Genomic DNA, 16,587 nt, shown 5'->3' on the forward strand with positions numbered 1-16,587 from the left:
GGCTTTTGCTAACAATATCTGTAGACCTAAATGAAGACTATTTTGCTTCTTGGTCTGCTTGGATAGCGGTAAGAGCAATTGTGTACACGATATCATCAACTAACGCACCACGAGAAAGGTCGTTAACTGGCTTACGCATACCTTGTAGCATCGGACCGATTGATACTAGGTCTGCTGAACGTTGTACCGCTTTGTACGTCGTATTACCCGTATTTAAGTCTGGGAATACGAATACTGTCGCTTTACCTGCAACTGGAGAGTTAGGCGCTTTAGAAGCGGCCACGTTTTCCATGATTGCTGCATCGTATTGTAGAGGGCCGTCAATAATAAGATCTGGACGTTTCTCTTGAGCAATACGAGTTGCTTCACGTACTTTATCAACGTCTGCACCTTTACCGGATTCACCAGTAGAGTACGAGATCATTGCAACACGTGGGTCGATACCAAACGCAGCCGCAGAGTCAGCCGATTGGATAGCGATTTCCGCTAACTGTTCAGCCGTTGGATCTGGGTTGATTGCACAGTCACCGTATACCAATACTTGATCAGGCAGGAGCATGAAGAAGATTGAAGATACGATTGACGCATTTGGTGCAGTCTTAATAATTTGGAACGGAGGAACGATAGTGTTCGCAGTTGTGTGAACAGCACCAGACACTAGGCCGTCAACTTCGTTTGCTTCAAGCATCATTGTGCCTAGGAAAACAGAATCTTCCAATTTCTCACGAGCAACAACTTCAGTCATGCCTTTCGCGCCACGTAGTTCAACTAAACGAGCTACGTAGTTTTCACGAACAGAATCCGCATCAATGATTTCAACTCCAGCGCCTAGCTCAACACCTTGTTGTGCAGCAACGCGGCGGATTTCGTCTGGGTTACCTAAAAGCACACAAGTTGCGATACCGCGTTCAGCACAGATAGCCGCAGCTTTCACTGTACGTGGTTCGTCACCTTCAGGAAGAACGATACGTTTACCCGCGCGACGAGCAAATTCTGTTAGCTGGTAACGGAATGCTGGTGGGCTCAGACGACGGATACCTTGAGTGCCTTCAGATAGAGAATCAATCCAAGGGCCATCAATGTGGCTTGCTACGTGTTCGCTGATGAACTCGATACGCTCTTTATCGTCTGCAGGTACTTCTAGGCTGAAGCTTTGTAGGTTCAGAGAAGTCTGCCAAGTGTTACCTTGCGCTTTGAAAATTGGCAAACCAGAGTCAAATGCAGGTTTACATAGATCTACGATTTCTGAAGGGATATCGTAACCACCAGTAAGCAGTACAGCACCAATTTCAACACCGTTCATTGCTGCTAGAGATGCTGCAACGATAACGTCTGGGCGGTCTGCTGAAGTTACTAGTAAAGAACCCGGTTTGAAATGCTCAATCATATGAGGGATTGAACGTGCACAGAACGTGATGCTCTTAATACGGCGAGTATTGATTTCACCAGCACTAATAATTTCAGCGTTTAGGTGTTTAGCCATATCCACTGCGCGAGTTGCGATCAATTCAATGTTCCATGGTACGCAACCTAGGACACGGATAGGGCTAGTATTGAAGATTTGCATCACTTCAAGATTTGTTTGAATCGCACTATCTGCGTCATCGAACATTTCAGATAGGTCTGGACGAGTACGGCCAGCTTCATCAACAGGAGCATTAAGCTTGTTGATGATAACACCTTTAATGTTCTTATTCTTAGTACCACCAAAGTTTGAACAAGCGATTTCAATACGCTCTTTCAGCTGGGTTGGATTATTAGTACCAGGAGTTGCAACGAAAACAATCTCTGCGCCAAGCGTAGCTGCAATTTCAGCGTTTACTTGGTTAGCGAATGGATGTTTACGAGTTGGAACCAAACCTTCAATCAACGTCACTTCTGAATCTTTATTGATTTGGTTGTAACGCTCAACGATCGTCTCTAGCAGCTCGTCCATTTTCTCTGAGCCGATAAACGTTTCAGCAGTAGACATAGGTAGAGGTTCAGCGATTTTGATATCGCTGTTACGGCCGATAATCGTTGAAGTCAGATCCGGTTGATCTTCACCACTACGTGGTTGAGCGATAGGCTTGTAGAAAGAAACGTTTACGCCTTTACGCTCCATAGCGCGTAAAATACCCATGCTCACGCTGGTTAGACCAACGCCTGCACTGATAGGGATAAGCATAATAGTACGGGACATCTGTAAGGTACCTCAAACTATTGGATGCAATCTAAGAGATAGATTGGATTGAAATAAAGCCTAGTTAATGATTCAAGTGAGAATAAAAGCTAGGCCCCTATAGAAATCTGGCTAACCGTTAGGTTAGCCAGTTAGAAACTTAAAGACCTGCTAGAGTTGCGGTGTCTTCAGCAATCACCAACTCTTCGTTGGTTGAGATAACTATCGCTGGTACGCGGCTGTTAGCAGTAGTGATAACACCTTCGCCACCGAAACGTGCTTTTAGGTTTGCATCGCTGTCTACTTCGATACCAAAGATTGCTAGACGGTTAAGAACCATTTCACGGATTGGTGCAGAATTCTCACCGATACCACCAGTGAACACGATTGCGTCTAGACGACCGTCCATGCTCGCAGTGTAACCAGCTACGTATTTCGCTAGACGGTGACAGAATACATCCATCGCACGAGTCGCTTCTTCTTTAGTACCGTAGTTGTCTTCAACAAAGCGGCAATCAGATGTCACGCCAGTTAGGCCAAGTAAACCAGATTCTTTTGTGAACATGGTATTGATTTCTGCCACGCTCATGTCAAGTTTATCGTGTAAGAAGAACATTACTGCAGGATCTAAGTCACCACAACGAGTGCCCATTACAAGACCTTCAAGTGGAGTCAGACCCATAGATGTGTCTACAGACTGGCCGTTCTTGATAGCACAAACTGAAGCACCGTTGCCTAGGTGGCAGTTGATGATGTTCAGTTCGCTTGCTGGTTTACCCAGACGTTCAGCTGCTTCACGAGCAATGAAACGATGAGATGTACCGTGTGCGCCATAGCGACGGATACCGTGCTCAGTGTACAAGTTATATGGCAGTGCATACAGGTATGCTTCTGCTGGCATGGTTTGGTGGAACGCAGTGTCGAATACAACAACGTTTTGAAGCTCCGGGAACGCTTTTTGCGCTGCACGAATACCGATCACGTGGGCTGGGTTGTGCAGAGGTGCAAAGATAGCTGCTTCTTCAATTCCCTTGATAGTTGCTTCATCAACCAACATAGAATGTGTAAATTTCTCGCCGCCGTGTACAACACGGTGACCGATCGCTTTTAGTTGTGCCGCAAGTTCTGGCTTAGAAGCAAGAATAGTTTCTACGATAAAGGTTAGAGCTTCATCGTGCGCAGCGCCTTCGCCTAGTTGTGCTTCGTGCTTACCATCAAGTTTCCACTTGATACGTGCTTCTGGAAGGTGTAAACATTCTGCAAGACCAGAAAGATGCTCGTCGCCGTTTTGTGCATCGACAACAGCGAATTTAAGTGAAGAACTACCGCAGTTTAAAACTAAAACTAGCTTAGACATGTGTGACTACCTGTAATAATCGGTTAGGACAAAATCAATGACAAGAATAGTAGATGCATAGGCAATTGGTACTAATCTTAATCAATAAAGCTTTAACTTCCTTATCTAGAGACGTGACTTCGTCATTGAAATCGTCTGCTGCTTTCCTTGCAGATTAGTCTTAAAGTTGCCTAAATTGTAAATAAGGGCAACAATGAGATTGAGAGTCCGCAAAGGATAGCGATAATGGGGTAATATAACAAAAAAAATTTGAAACTATATTAGCTTTTATCAAATTTTTACGTTATTCGTTGAACTATTCAACTATTTTTTAGCGAATTCGCCCAAAGAGGCGATAACTGAGAGTGAGGAAGTGGTATGAGTAATCGTGTCGGAATCATCCACAGCTTGAAAGACGGCCAGAAATACATGCAAGTTTGGCCTATGCGGAAAGAGTTGAATTTGCTTTTTCCAGAATCGCGGATCATTAAAGCGACGCGTTTTGGTATCAAAGTCATGCCAGCTGTTGCCGCTATTAGCGTGTTAACTCAAATGAGTTTCCAAAACGTTCAAGCTATGCCACAAGCGGTTGTCGTTGCGTTGTTTGCTATTAGCTTACCCTTGCAAGGTATGTGGTGGTTAGGTAACAGAGCGAATACACAATTGCCGCCCGCACTTGCAGGTTGGTATCGTGAAATTCACGCAAAAATTGTTGAAACAGGCTCGGCTCTTGAACCGATAAAATCGAAGCCTCGATACAAAGAACTGGCAATGGTACTTAATCGCGCATTCCGCCAGCTTGATAAAACCGCTTTAGAACGCTGGTTTTAATTAAACGAATTGTTAAGGCTCTAATCTATCCATTAGAGCCTTTTTGTTCTCAGATATGAAGCCAAGCTCACTGCCGTTATAGAGGCATTCTGCTGAGTAAAAAATAGTCGTTATTTGCCTTATTTTAGTCACTAAACTCAAGATACTGTTTCTTCCTCTCTTTTTGTTATTTCGCTGTTAAATGTTTCTTCCCTTTCCGCATAGTTACTGGTAATAATGTCCATAAGTGCATGCTAATTGCACAATAACAAAAAAACATTACACAACATCACATTACTATATGCTTTAAATCAAGGAGTTAAGATGAAAGCAAGCAAGGTCATTGCTACCGCCGTTCTAGCCGGAGCTGCATTACTTTCTTCCCACAGCATTATGGCTAAAACCGCTAAAGTTGCGGTTTCACAGATCGTAGAACACCCAGCACTCGATGCAACACGTCAAGGTCTACTTGATGGCCTGAAAGCAAAAGGCTATGAAGAGGGCAAAAACCTAGAATTTGATTTCAAAACAGCACAAGGTAACCCAGCAATCGCAGTGCAAATTGCGCGTCAATTTGTGGGTGAAAACCCAGATGTATTGGTTGGTATTGCAACACCTACTGCTCAAGCTCTAGTGTCTGCGACTAAAAACATTCCAGTGGTATTTACTGCGGTAACTGATCCAGTAGGCGCTAAACTAGTTTCTTCAATGGAACAACCAGGAAAGAACGTTACTGGTCTTTCTGATCTTTCTCCGGTTGAACAACACGTAGAGTTGATTAAAGAAATCATGCCAAACGTGAAATCAATTGGTGTGGTTTACAACCCAGGTGAAGCGAACGCTGTAAGCTTGATGGAGCTACTAAAAGCATCCACTAAAAAGCACGGAATTACTCTGGTTGAAGCAACTGCTCTGAAGAGTGCAGATGTGCAGTCAGCGACACAAGCAATCTCTGCAAAATCAGACGTTATTTACGCTCTGATTGACAATACGGTTGCCAGCGCAATTGAAGGTATGATCGTTGCGGCAAATCAAGCTAAGACACCTGTTTTTGGCGCGGCTACTTCTTATGTAGAGCGTGGTGCAGTTGCTAGCCTTGGCTTCGACTACTACCAAATCGGCGTTCAAACTGCGGATTACGTTGCCGCTATTCTAGAAGGTGCTGCTCCTGGTTCTTTGGATGTTAAAGTTGCTAAAGGTTCTGATTTAGTGATTAACAAGACTGCGGCTGAGAAGCTAGGTCTGGAAATTCCTAAGTCTGTTATGGATCGCGCAACAAGCGTTAAATAGAACCATTGTTAAAAGAGTTGGCGTAGTAGTACGCCAACTTGATTAAGCAGAGAAGGGAGTTTGTATGTCTGCTTTTGCCTTTTTTGGCGCCTTAGAGGTTGGCCTTATCTACGGTCTGGTGGCACTGGGTGTTTACCTGACTTTCCGAGTTCTTGATTTCCCAGATTTGAGCGTTGATGGTAGTTTCCCTATGGGTGCTGCTGTAGCTGCAACTGCGATTGTTTCTGGTATTGACCCATGGATCGCGACTGGCTTAGCTATAATTGCTGGCGCAGCAACGGGATGGGTGACGGCGTTTTTGACCGTTCGTTGCGGAATTCTTCATCTATTAGCATCAATCCTAACTATGATTGCTGCGTTCTCAATTAACATCCGTATTATGGGACGTCCTAACTTAGCTCTGCTAGGTGAAGATACAATCCTGACACCATTTGAATCGATGGGCGATCCAATGCTTATTCGTCCTTTGGTTGTAGCGGTGTTGGTGCTTATCTCTGCTCTGTTTGTTGTTCGTCTACTCAACAGTGATTTCGGCTTGGGGCTTCGCGCCACAGGCGTAAATGCTCGTATGGTTGCTGCGCAAGGCGCTAGCACAGCGTTTTACACCTATTTTTGTTTAGCACTGTCAAACGGCTTTGTGGGTTTTGCTGGTGCTTTATTTGCACAAACCAACAGCTTTGCGGACGTGACTTCTGGTGTCGGTACCATAGTCGTTGGTTTGGCGGCTGTTATTTTGGGGCAAACACTTATTCCTGGCCGTAAAATTTGGGTTGCTGTCGTTGCCGTTATCGTGGGTTCGGTTCTCTATCGTTTAGCTGTTGCATTTGCACTAAGTTCGGGAATGTTTGGTTTGCAAGCATCTGATTTGAACTTGGTTACTGCAGTGCTGGTTGCTCTGGCATTAATCATGCCGAAAATGAAAAGGAATCGAAAGCCAAAAAAGGGTAGTGGGCCTGCTAAGAAATCAGAAGTATCTAAGCAGGTTAAGGCGTCAGGAGAAGCATTATGATCCATTTAGAAGATATTCAAGTTACATTTAATCCTGGCACTATCCTTGAGAACCGAGCGTTAAGAGGTGTGGATCTGAAAGTGCCAGAACACCAATTTCTTACCGTTATCGGCTCAAATGGTGCGGGTAAATCAACACTGCTCGGTGCGGTAACAGGTGAAACACCTATGGTAGGCGGTAAAGTTAATATCGATGATATTGACGTGACTCGCCGCAGTGTTGACCAACGTGCCAGCCTTTGTGCTCGTGTATTCCAAGATCCGCTAGCAGGTACTTGCGGAGCGTTAACGATTGAAGAAAACATGGCGCTTGCATATATGCGTGGTAAACGTCGTGGCTGGAAACATTCACTTTCAACCAATCGCCGTAAACTGTTTCAAGAGCGAATTAGTATTCTTGGTTTAGGCTTAGAAGACCGTCTTGGAGATAACATTGGTTTGCTTTCTGGCGGTCAGCGTCAGGCAGTGAGTCTTGTGATGGCAACACTTTCAGACAGTAAATTATTGTTACTTGATGAACATACTGCCGCTCTAGACCCTCGTATGGCCGCTTTCATTATCGATTTAACCAAAAAAATCGTTAAAGAGTTTAACTTGACTGTAATGATGGTGACTCACTCAATGAAAGACGCATTAGCGTGTGGTGACAGAACGGTAATGTTGCACCAAGGTGAAATTGTTCTGGATGTATCCGGTGAGCAACGAGCCAATATGCAAGTACCTGATCTGCTTGAGATGTTCTCTAAAGTTCGTGGTGAAGAACTGTCTGACGATAGCTTATTGCTGAATTAATCCCCCAAGTTCATCCTACTAAACGTGATCCTCCTTACACTATGCGCAAATCGCTAACTGTGTAAGGAGGATTTTTCTTTTTAAACAAAGAGGTAAGTTAACAAGCAACAGGAATCATATATTAGGGGAGCAGCATGTCTTTACCTTTCGTTTTTCATGCCCAAACATCCGACGGTTTATCTTATCAAGATGGTCAACTGACACTTATTCTAAACACAGAGTCTGAGTTGTATCAGAAAGTGTATGTCAGACATGAGCCGGACAACGAAGAATCATTGGTGGAAATGAAGCCTTGTGGAAAGTTAGGGCGCTTAAACCAATGGAGCACAACCATCCCTGTTAATCCGGATAAATCACTTACTCACTATGTGTTTAAGATGTTGAGTGGCAGTGCGCAACATTGGCTTGATGCCAGAGGCGTGCATAACCGTATCCCACCACGAGAGTATCATTTTAAGTATGACGCTTTGTATCAGCCTCCAGAGTGGGTGAACGAGCAAATTTTCTATCAGATATTTCCTGATCGTTTCTGCAACGGTAATCCTGATATCAGCGTTAAGACAAATGAATACCCTGTTCGCGGCGGTAAACGCAAAGTGATTGCTAAACAGTGGGGCGAGCCCGTCAGCTCCCATGACTCACATGGTTCTTTGGAATTCTACGGCGGCGATTTAGCGGGAGTCAGAAGCAAGTTAGACTACCTAGAGCAACTTGGTATCACTACTGTCTATCTGAATCCTATTTTTACCTCATTGAGTAATCATAAATATGACACGACGGATTACTTTAATGTTGATCCTCATCTGGGAACCAATGAAGAGTTTGCTCAGCTATGCGCTGAGATTCATCAGCGTGGAATGAAGGTTGTGCTTGATGCCGTATTCAATCATACCTCTGCTGAACATCCTTGGTTTGACCGTTTCAACCAATATGAGAATGGCGCGTATTGTTCTGAACAATCACCTTATCGCGACTATTACCTGTTCGACCAAAATAATCACTACGCTTGCTGGAAAGGTGTTGAGAATCTACCCGTGCTGAACTTCTTAAACGAAGAAGTGCGTAATTATATTTATCAGGGCAAGGATTCAGTGATCAAACACTGGCTGCGCCCGCCTTACTCGATTGATGGATGGCGTTTTGATGTGATTCATATGCTAGGTGAGGGTTCAGGAGCCATCAACAATACCTACTATGTAAAACAGTTTCGCGATTCGGTGAAACAAGAGAATGAGCAAGCTTATGTTTTAGGCGAACACTTCTTTGAAGCGACACAATGGCTACAGGGAGACCAAGAAGACGGAGCGATGAACTATTACGGTTTTGCGCATCCAGTTCGAGCTTGGCTAACGGGGCAAGATATCGCTTATGATCCTATTTCTATTAGCGCAGAGGAATTTGTTGAGTGGATTGTTGAAGCTCAGGCGAAAGTACCTTGGCTCAATCAATTGGCACAGCTTAATCAGCTGGACAGCCACGACACTATGCGTTGGGCAACCTTGGTCAATGGTGAGGATGCATTGATTGAAATAGGTTTAGTTTTGTTGATGACCATGGTTGGGACACCATGTATTTACTATGGTACTGAGGTGAATCTGCAAGGTGGTTTAGACCCTGATAATCGTCGTTGTTTTCCTTGGGAAGAGACTGAGAACTCTATGCAAATAAAGCGATTCAAAGAGCTAGTAGCAATGAGAAGAAATCATCTGGCATTACAACAAGGTGCTTTGCAGATTTTGTATGTTCAAGATGGTTGTATTGCTTATGCCCGAGTCCATGGCGAAGAGGCTATCTTGGTTGTGATAAACGCCTCTGATATACCTCAGTCTATTTCAGTTCCTATCTGGAAATTAGGAGTTGAGTGCGGCAAGGCCGTTTGTTCTAAATCCGGCAATGAAATGGAAGTCGTTTCAGGCAACCTGTTGGTGGAAGTTGGCAGCAAGGACTATCTTTTGGGCTCAATCACGAACGCCGGATTGTTTGATGATAAAAATGAGTAGGTTACTTTAATTTCGTTTATCCAGTCGCTTAGCCGCTGCTGCACTATTGAGATACACCTAAAAGAGTTGCTGCGGCTTAGAATAACGACACAATATGCATATAAAAAAAGTGTTAAGTGTACTAATCTGTCGATTGAAAAGATTTCCCTACTTGGTATTGGTGCGAAGAAAGCATATGCAACCGAAGAAAAACTACAAAAAAATCGTTATTTTTGGACCACTGATTTTAGTTTTCGCTATTTTGTCGATGATGGCTTACTCGTATTTAATGGTTTTGAATCAGCAGATTACCAGTGAATATCGAAATGTGAATGCCATGCTGCAAAGAGCGGGGAAAATTCTAGTCGCACTGGATTACGGTTTTAGCAGTTACTATGAATCGACATTAACAGAGGCAACAGATTTTAATATTGAAGTGGTCAATGGTGTTTGCCAACTCTCACCTAAAGAGTCGTTGATGATTACTCAGAATCTAGCCCATAAGTCTCCGCCAATTAACATCAGTTACATGATGATAGGCGATGAAAAGTATTGTAACGCTTCTAGTGATGTGACTGAGTTAGCCTTAAGGAAAGTGACTCTGGCTCCCATCATTTCATTTCTTCATGATCTCGATGATTATGTTATTGGCGTTCATTACCTCGATGAACATGGCTTTATTATCTCTTCACCTAAAGAAGCCATTCAGGGTATCACGCAGGAACAACTAAAAACCGTCAGACTACGCAATTTCTGGCAAGAAGCATCACAGAATCCGGACGTTATTTCTGTCATAGGACCGAGTGCGTTTAGCGAAGTTCTGATGCAAAGAAATAACATGACATTGGCGATGCCAGTATTTGAGAATGCGGTATTTAAAGGTGTAGTTGTACTTGATGTCAGTGTCGATAAGCTTATCGGTGATTTATCTCCTGTGGCAGGGAAGATCAGGTTAGTTCGCACAGAATCTCTGCCGACAGATGGTTCAGCCTATTTGCCGCACAAGCTGGAAGTCAGCTACACCAACATGGATCATTATCTCTACTACCACTGGGATTGGCGTGCCGAAATCACGCAGTTTGTGGATGAGATGAGTATGAGTTTGGCAGTAGTTTTGCTTTCCTACTTAGTGACCGTTATTGGCGTTTTACATCTCGGCACCCGAGTTGAAAAAAGCTATTACGCTGATTTAGCATCGCACGATCCTATGACAGGCGTTCTCAACAGAAGGGGGATGGAAGAGTTTCTGCGCGGAAAATATCACCAACAGTATTTGTCCATAGCCGTTCTAGATATCGACAATTTTAAATCGGTCAATGACACCTATGGCCATGATGTGGGTGATGATGTTATTTGCTACCTCGGTGAGCAAATAGAAAAAAGTATCCGTAATACCGATGCGGTAGCCCGCTTCGGTGGGGAAGAGTTCGTGGTTTATTTAACGGGCGATGATAGCGATGTTCTGAAAAAGATTATGCTGCGTGTCAAAGAGGCCATTACTAGCCAGTCTTCTCAAGTGGTTGAGAATGGGTTTACTGTTTCGGGTGGTGTAGAGATTATACAAAGTGACAAAGGCTGCGATTTCGACAAGCTGTTCAAAATCGCAGACGAGAAGCTATATCAAGCCAAAACAACGGGTAAAGATAAACTGGTATTTTAACTGGTGGAGTTAGGCGTAAAGCGCGTCTCTGTAGCGCTTTAAGTGATCAACCATCGCATCAACGTCATTTTTGACACGAATTTCTCTGAACAGATCTGCTGCGTCAGGATAAGCCTGACGCAGATAGGAAAACCACTGTTTCACTCGGTTTGGATAGTATTTGGCCTTATCACCATTTACTTCGTATTCAGAGTATTTAATCAACAGTTCCACCACCTCATTCCAAGACATAGGCTCGTGATTATGTTTCACCATATTGCCTAAGTTGGGAATGTTTAGCGCACCGCGGCATACCATCAGGGAATCCACACCTGTTGTTTTGATACAATCCTGACCATCTTGATAGCTCCATACTTCGCCATTCGCTATAAGTGGCACAGAGGTTTTCTGACGGATTTTATCAATGTATTCCCATTTGATTTCACTTGCCTTATAGCCGCCCATTTTGGTTCGAGCATGAATGGTTAGTTCATCGGCTTTGGCTTGGGACACTGCATCAACGATCTCGTAACAGTCATCAGGGTTTTCCCATCCAAGACGGATTTTGGCAGAAACTGGGATGTGCGCTGGAACCGCCTCTCTACATGCTTTGACAACTTGATAGATAAGTTCTGGCTGTTGTAACAGAGCAGCGCCACCTTTGCTCTTATTGACAGTTTTCGCTGGGCATCCGAAGTTAAGGTCGATACCGTATGCGCCTAGACTCGCTGCGCGGACGGCGTTTTCTGCCATCCAAACCGGTTCTTGTCCAAGTAACTGAACTTTAACAGGCACACCAGATTTGGTCGCTGAGCCTTGCTTTAGTTCCGGACAGAGACGATAGAACATATGATCTGGAAGTGTTTGGTCGATAACACGCACAAACTCAGTGACGCAGAAATCATAGTCATTGATTTCTGTCAGCATTTCACGCATCAGGCTATCTAATACGCCCTCCATCGGGCCTAAAACAACTCGCATATTAAGATCTTATTACTACCGTCTAAAATGGAGGCGAGATTGTAGAGGTATGACGGTGAAATGTCACGAAATCCGCGTAAGACCGTTGTTAGCTAAGTCTGCGAGATGCGCGTAAGGCAATTAAATGTGAGTTGATGAAGATAATCCTTAGAAAGTTCGGGTGATACGCACGAGAACTTATTGGAAAGTTCAGGTTATAATGCGGAAACAATCAAAATTATCAAAAGCTAGAAGAGTTTAAATGAGTTATCAATTTGTGAATTTAAGTTCAGTGGAGCGCAGTGAATCGCCTGCTTTTATCGAAGGTGTTATTCTGGCTGCAAACTTAGCAACGAAGCCTTTAGATCCTGAAACATGGTTAAGTTCAGTATTTGGCGACCAAGCTGAAACTTTAAAGACTCTGATTACCGATCAAATCAATGCTCAATATCACGAGCTTAAGCTCAACGAATATGGCTTGCTCTCGATGCTTGAGCAGCAAGACTCGGGTTTTGACGAAGCGTTGGCGGATTTTGCTGAAGGCTTTATGACCTTATGGCCCGCTATTGAACCGTTATGGCAAGAAGTGGCAACGTCAGATGGTTCTATTCGCATGCTACAAGCACTGCTGACCACTCTGATGCTTGCGATTGACGAAGAACAGACTCATGAGCAAATGAAACAAGCAGGTTTCAGTGATCTACCAAAACTCGAAAATATGGTGAAGCAATTGGATCTGATGATTCACGAAGTCGCTTTGGCCGCTGATGAAGCCATGATTGGCGCAAAAACTCAGAACGTAAATCCATATAAAGACATCGGCCGTAACGAAATTTGCCCATGTGGAAGTGGTAAAAAGTTTAAGCACTGTTGCGGAAACTAAACCTCTTTTATTGTGGTACTTGCGCTAAAAGTAGCGAGCTTCGAACTTTTTCGACACAAGGTTGACATAACAAGGAAGAATCTTAGATATAACTTCCTTACTTCAATTGGCTAGGAGCCGAATAGCAATGAAAAAATGGTTAGCTCTTTTATTCTGTAGTTTCTCTGTATTGGCGACACCTAAAGAGAATTTAAGTGAGCGTCTTGCGCTGACGGATGGGTTCAGCGCCAAGTTTGAACAACAAGTTATCAGTCCAGATGGCGAAATCGTTATGGATGGAAGTGGTTTAGTGGACATCGCACGTCCAAGTCTTTTCCGTTGGGAAACGCTTGATCCTGATGAAAATTTGCTGGTTTCTGATGGCGAGTCGCTCTGGTATTACAGCCCATTTATCGAACAGGTCACTATCTATAACCAAGAACAAGCGATGGAGCAGACACCATTTGTATTGCTTACTCGCAACCGCACCAGCGATTGGGATGCTTACAAAGTTGAACAAGACAATGATGTGTTTACCTTGACTCCAACCGCTGCTGAATCAAATCAGGGGCAATTTCAAATCACGATTGATGAAAAAGGTGTGGTAAAAGGTTTTAATGTTTTAGAACAAGATGGTCAGAAAAGCCTGTTCAGTTTTAATGATGTAAAACAGCAAAAGCCGGCAATGAATCGATTCACATTTGATGTGCCTGACGGCGTTGAAGTTGATGACCAACGTAACTAACGATGGATCTAGGTAATTGGTACAGTGAGTAACTACTCTTTAGATTTTTCAGGGGACGAAGATTTTCGTCCCCTTGCCGCACGTATGCGTCCGCAAACCGTTGACCAATATATTGGTCAGCAACACATATTGGGTGTCGGTAAGCCATTGCGTAAGGCTCTGGAAGCAGGACAAATTCACTCAATGATTTTGTGGGGGCCTCCTGGTACCGGTAAAACAACGCTGGCTGAAGTGGCGGCAAATTATGCTAATGCGGAAGTGGAGAGAGTTTCGGCGGTAACCTCTGGTGTTAAAGAGATACGTCTTGCGATTGAAAAAGCTCGTGAGAATAAGCTGACTGGCCGCCGTACCATCTTGTTTGTCGACGAAGTGCACCGATTTAATAAATCGCAGCAGGACGCTTTTCTGCCACATATTGAAGACGGCACAGTAACCTTTATTGGTGCGACTACCGAAAACCCTTCGTTTGAGCTTAACAACGCTCTGTTATCGCGAGCGCGTGTTTATAAGCTGACGTCTTTAAGTAAAGAAGAAATTCATCAGGCTCTAGAGCAAGCGGTGAATGATACTGAGCGGGGCTTAGGTAAAACCAAAGCCGTATTTAAAGATAACGTTTTAGAGCGATTATCTGAGTTGGTGAACGGTGATGCGCGAATGTCGCTCAACTACCTTGAGCTACTTTATGATATGGCGGAAGAAGATAGTGATGGGAACAAGCTCATTACTTTAAGTCTTCTGGCTGAAGTCGCAGGAGAGAAAGTCTCTCGCTTTGATAACAAAGGTGACATTTGGTACGACTTGATCTCGGCGGTTCACAAGTCTATCCGAGGTTCAAACCCCGATGGAGCCTTGTATTGGGCTGCACGTATGATTTCTGCAGGTTGTGACCCGTTATATATTGCTCGACGTTTATTAGCGATTGCGTCTGAAGATATCGGTAATGCAGATCCTAGAGCAATGCAAGTGGCTTTGTCTGCTTGGGATTGTTTCACCCGCGTAGGCCCTGCCGAGGGCGAGCGAGCCATAGCTCAAGCAATTGTCTATTTAGCCTGCGCACCAAAAAGCAATGCGGTGTATTCGGCATGGAAACAAGCATTGTCTGATGCTCATAACTTGCCTGAATATGAAGTGCCTCATCATCTGCGAAATGCACCAACCAGTTTGATGAAAGATTTAGGTTATGGTGCTGAATATCGCTATGCTCACGATGAACCCGGTGCGTACGCTGCCGGAGAACAATATTTGCCGCCTGAAATGACAGGAACCCGCTATTATCAGCCAACAAATCGAGGCTTAGAGACGAAGATTGGTGAAAAGTTAGATTATCTGGCGGATTTAGACGCAAAAAGCCCACAAAAGCGCTATGAAAAATAGTGTCTTTTCGTTATCTTTGACAAGTTAAAAATTCAATACGTATGGCTTGCTTAAAAAGCAAGCACTTACGTCTTTTCGATACTCAAAAGCATAGGATTAACAATGCTGGATTCTAAATTACTTCGTACAGAGCTGGATGAAACAGCTGCAAAACTGGCACGTCGCGGTTTTAAACTCGACGTCGATACAATTCGTACACTTGAAGAACAACGTAAGTCCATTCAAGTAGAAGTTGAAAATTTACAATCCTCGCGTAACTCGATCTCTAAGCAAATCGGTCAATTGATGTCTAAAGGCGACAAAGAAGGCGCTGAAGAGATCAAAAAGCAGATCGGTACATTGGGTGACGACCTTGATGCTAAAAAAGTTGAATTGGACCAAGTTCAAGCTCAGCTAGATGCGATTACACAAACGCTACCAAATATCCCAGATGATGCTGTGCCAGATGGTAAAGATGAAAACGACAACGTAGAAGTTGCACGTTGGGGCGAGCCAAAGACTTACGACTTTGAATTAAAAGATCACGTAGACCTTGGCGAAATGGGTGATGGTTTAGATTTTGCGAGCGCAACTAAAATCACTGGCGCACGTTTCATCGTAATGAAAGGCCAATTTGCGCGCTTACATCGTGCAATTGCGCAGTTCATGTTGGATCTGCACACAGAACAGCACGGTTACACTGAAATGTACGTTCCTTACCTAGTGAATGCGGACAGCCTGTTTGGTACTGGTCAGCTTCCTAAGTTCGGTCAAGACTTGTTCCACACTGAGCCGCTAACTGAAAAAGTAAACGATGAAGAGCCGCGTAAGCTTTCATTGATTCCTACAGCGGAAGTACCTGTAACAAACCTAGTGCGTGACACCATCACTGATGAAGCAGATCTTCCGTTGAAGATGACGGCTCACACACCATGTTTCCGTTCTGAAGCCGGTTCATATGGTCGTGATACTCGTGGTTTGATTCGTATGCACCAGTTCGACAAAGTTGAATTAGTACAAATCACTAAGCCTGAAGATTCTATGGCAGCGCTAGAAGAATTGACTGGTCACGCTGAGAAAGTATTGCAGCTTCTTGAGCTTCCATACCGTAAAGTCGTGCTATGTACTGGGGACATGGGCTTCGGTTCTCGCAAAACTTACGATTTAGAAGTTTGGGTTCCAGCACAACAGACTTACCGTGAGATTTCTTCATGTTCAAACATGTGGGATTTCCAAGCTCGTCGTATGCAAGCGCGCTTCCGTCGTAAAGGCGAGAAGAAACCAGAACTTGTACACACACTAAACGGTTCTGGTCTAGCGGTTGGCCGTACAATGGTTGCCATTCTTGAGAACAACCAACTTGCAGATGGTCGTATCGAAATTCCTACAGTGCTTCAGAAGTACATGGGTGGCGCGACTCATATCGGCTAATGCAGATTAGCTGATCAAGCAATTATTACTAAACACCGATCTCGAAACAGTTCGGTGTTTTTTTATTCCTATAAATCGAGACTGGTTTTAGGATATTTGCGAATAGGTTCCTGTTTTTTAAAAATTAAACTTAAATAACTAGAACTGCGCCGATGCAAATTAGTTCATAAGTTTACGCTTACTAGGCGACTCAATACCCTTCTTGGAATGTGATCTTAGTG

At 43.9% G+C, this 16,587-nt stretch carries 13 protein-coding genes; 10 read left to right on the forward strand and 3 right to left on the reverse strand.

Going from position 1 to position 16,587, the window contains the following annotated elements; all coding sequences use genetic code 11:
• Positions 1 to 37 precede the first annotated feature (37 nt).
• The gene (gene pta / locus ACRQQK_RS07340; protein WP_457510645.1) at positions 38 to 2,182 is read right to left on the reverse strand and encodes a phosphate acetyltransferase; all 2,145 of its coding nucleotides are present in this window, start codon (positions 2,180 to 2,182) and stop codon (positions 38 to 40) included.
• A 139-nt stretch (positions 2,183 to 2,321) separates the two neighbouring features.
• Positions 2,322 to 3,518: an acetate kinase gene (locus ACRQQK_RS07345; RefSeq protein WP_457510646.1), complete on the reverse strand. Its 1,197-nt coding sequence runs from the start codon at positions 3,516 to 3,518 to the stop codon at positions 2,322 to 2,324.
• A gap of 357 nt (positions 3,519 to 3,875) precedes the next feature.
• Here ACRQQK_RS07345 and yfbV point away from each other — a divergent pair, with 357 nt between their 5' ends.
• The 6 genes from yfbV (at position 3,876) to ACRQQK_RS07375 (ending at position 11,036) form a co-directional block, all read left to right on the forward strand.
• Positions 3,876 to 4,328: a terminus macrodomain insulation protein YfbV gene (gene yfbV / locus ACRQQK_RS07350; RefSeq protein ID WP_102942693.1), complete on the forward strand. Its 453-nt coding sequence runs from the start codon at positions 3,876 to 3,878 to the stop codon at positions 4,326 to 4,328.
• 303 nt (positions 4,329 to 4,631) lie between these two features.
• Entirely contained in the window at positions 4,632 to 5,597 is a 966-nt protein-coding gene (locus ACRQQK_RS07355; RefSeq protein ID WP_457510647.1) for an ABC transporter substrate-binding protein, read from the forward strand.
• Positions 5,598 to 5,661: 64 nt separating this feature from the next.
• Complete coding sequence (locus ACRQQK_RS07360; RefSeq protein WP_457510648.1) at positions 5,662 to 6,606, forward strand: ABC transporter permease; 945 nt, start codon at positions 5,662 to 5,664, stop codon at positions 6,604 to 6,606.
• Positions 6,603 to 7,397 (forward strand): ABC transporter ATP-binding protein, encoded by a 795-nt coding sequence (locus tag ACRQQK_RS07365; protein ID WP_167410513.1) that lies wholly within the window; start codon positions 6,603 to 6,605, stop codon positions 7,395 to 7,397. Before ACRQQK_RS07360 ends, ACRQQK_RS07365 begins: the two co-directional genes overlap by 4 nt.
• Positions 7,398 to 7,531: 134 nt before the next feature.
• Positions 7,532 to 9,397 carry a maltodextrin glucosidase gene (gene malZ / locus ACRQQK_RS07370; RefSeq protein ID WP_457510649.1) on the forward strand — a complete coding sequence of 622 codons (1,866 nt, stop codon included), beginning with the start codon at positions 7,532 to 7,534 and terminating at the stop codon, positions 9,395 to 9,397.
• Between the two features lie 175 nt (positions 9,398 to 9,572).
• Positions 9,573 to 11,036 carry a GGDEF domain-containing protein gene (locus ACRQQK_RS07375; RefSeq protein ID WP_457510650.1) on the forward strand — a complete coding sequence of 488 codons (1,464 nt, stop codon included), beginning with the start codon at positions 9,573 to 9,575 and terminating at the stop codon, positions 11,034 to 11,036.
• 9 nt (positions 11,037 to 11,045) lie between these two features.
• Here ACRQQK_RS07375 and dusC read toward each other — a convergent pair whose 3' ends face one another.
• On the reverse strand, positions 11,046 to 11,996 hold the full coding sequence (dusC, locus tag ACRQQK_RS07380) for a tRNA dihydrouridine(16) synthase DusC (protein WP_102952940.1): 951 nt from the start codon (positions 11,994 to 11,996) through the stop codon (positions 11,046 to 11,048).
• A 241-nt stretch (positions 11,997 to 12,237) separates the two neighbouring features.
• Between dusC and ACRQQK_RS07385 the strand changes: the two genes are divergently transcribed.
• From ACRQQK_RS07385 to serS, 4 genes are all read left to right on the forward strand, one after another.
• A complete protein-coding gene (locus ACRQQK_RS07385; RefSeq protein WP_457510651.1) occupies positions 12,238 to 12,858 on the forward strand; it encodes an SEC-C metal-binding domain-containing protein in 621 nt (206 codons plus the stop codon).
• Positions 12,859 to 12,985: 127 nt separating this feature from the next.
• Positions 12,986 to 13,582: an outer membrane lipoprotein chaperone LolA gene (gene lolA / locus ACRQQK_RS07390; protein WP_102942701.1), complete on the forward strand. Its 597-nt coding sequence runs from the start codon at positions 12,986 to 12,988 to the stop codon at positions 13,580 to 13,582.
• A gap of 24 nt (positions 13,583 to 13,606) precedes the next feature.
• On the forward strand, positions 13,607 to 14,956 hold the full coding sequence (locus ACRQQK_RS07395; protein WP_457510652.1) for a replication-associated recombination protein A: 1,350 nt from the start codon (positions 13,607 to 13,609) through the stop codon (positions 14,954 to 14,956).
• A gap of 102 nt (positions 14,957 to 15,058) precedes the next feature.
• Positions 15,059 to 16,366: a serine--tRNA ligase gene (serS, locus tag ACRQQK_RS07400; protein ID WP_457510653.1), complete on the forward strand. Its 1,308-nt coding sequence runs from the start codon at positions 15,059 to 15,061 to the stop codon at positions 16,364 to 16,366.
• Positions 16,367 to 16,587: the final 221 nt, after the last annotated feature.

The organism is Vibrio sp. C8 (assembly GCF_054051265.1).

Excerpts from the sequence above, each read along its gene's own strand:
- pta (WP_457510645.1), bottom strand. The coding sequence starts at position 2,182 with ATGTCCCGTACTATTATGCTTATCCCTATCAGTGCAGGCGTTGGTCTA.
- ACRQQK_RS07345 (WP_457510646.1), bottom strand. The coding sequence starts at position 3,518 with ATGTCTAAGCTAGTTTTAGTTTTAAACTGCGGTAGTTCTTCACTTAAA.
- yfbV (WP_102942693.1), top strand. The coding sequence starts at position 3,876 with ATGAGTAATCGTGTCGGAATCATCCACAGCTTGAAAGACGGCCAGAAA.
- ACRQQK_RS07355 (WP_457510647.1), top strand. The coding sequence starts at position 4,632 with ATGAAAGCAAGCAAGGTCATTGCTACCGCCGTTCTAGCCGGAGCTGCA.
- ACRQQK_RS07360 (WP_457510648.1), top strand. The coding sequence starts at position 5,662 with ATGTCTGCTTTTGCCTTTTTTGGCGCCTTAGAGGTTGGCCTTATCTAC.
- ACRQQK_RS07365 (WP_167410513.1), top strand. The coding sequence starts at position 6,603 with ATGATCCATTTAGAAGATATTCAAGTTACATTTAATCCTGGCACTATC.
- malZ (WP_457510649.1), top strand. The coding sequence starts at position 7,532 with ATGTCTTTACCTTTCGTTTTTCATGCCCAAACATCCGACGGTTTATCT.
- ACRQQK_RS07375 (WP_457510650.1), top strand. The coding sequence starts at position 9,573 with ATGCAACCGAAGAAAAACTACAAAAAAATCGTTATTTTTGGACCACTG.
- dusC (WP_102952940.1), bottom strand. The coding sequence starts at position 11,996 with ATGCGAGTTGTTTTAGGCCCGATGGAGGGCGTATTAGATAGCCTGATG.
- ACRQQK_RS07385 (WP_457510651.1), top strand. The coding sequence starts at position 12,238 with ATGAGTTATCAATTTGTGAATTTAAGTTCAGTGGAGCGCAGTGAATCG.
- lolA (WP_102942701.1), top strand. The coding sequence starts at position 12,986 with ATGAAAAAATGGTTAGCTCTTTTATTCTGTAGTTTCTCTGTATTGGCG.
- serS (WP_457510653.1), top strand. The coding sequence starts at position 15,059 with ATGCTGGATTCTAAATTACTTCGTACAGAGCTGGATGAAACAGCTGCA.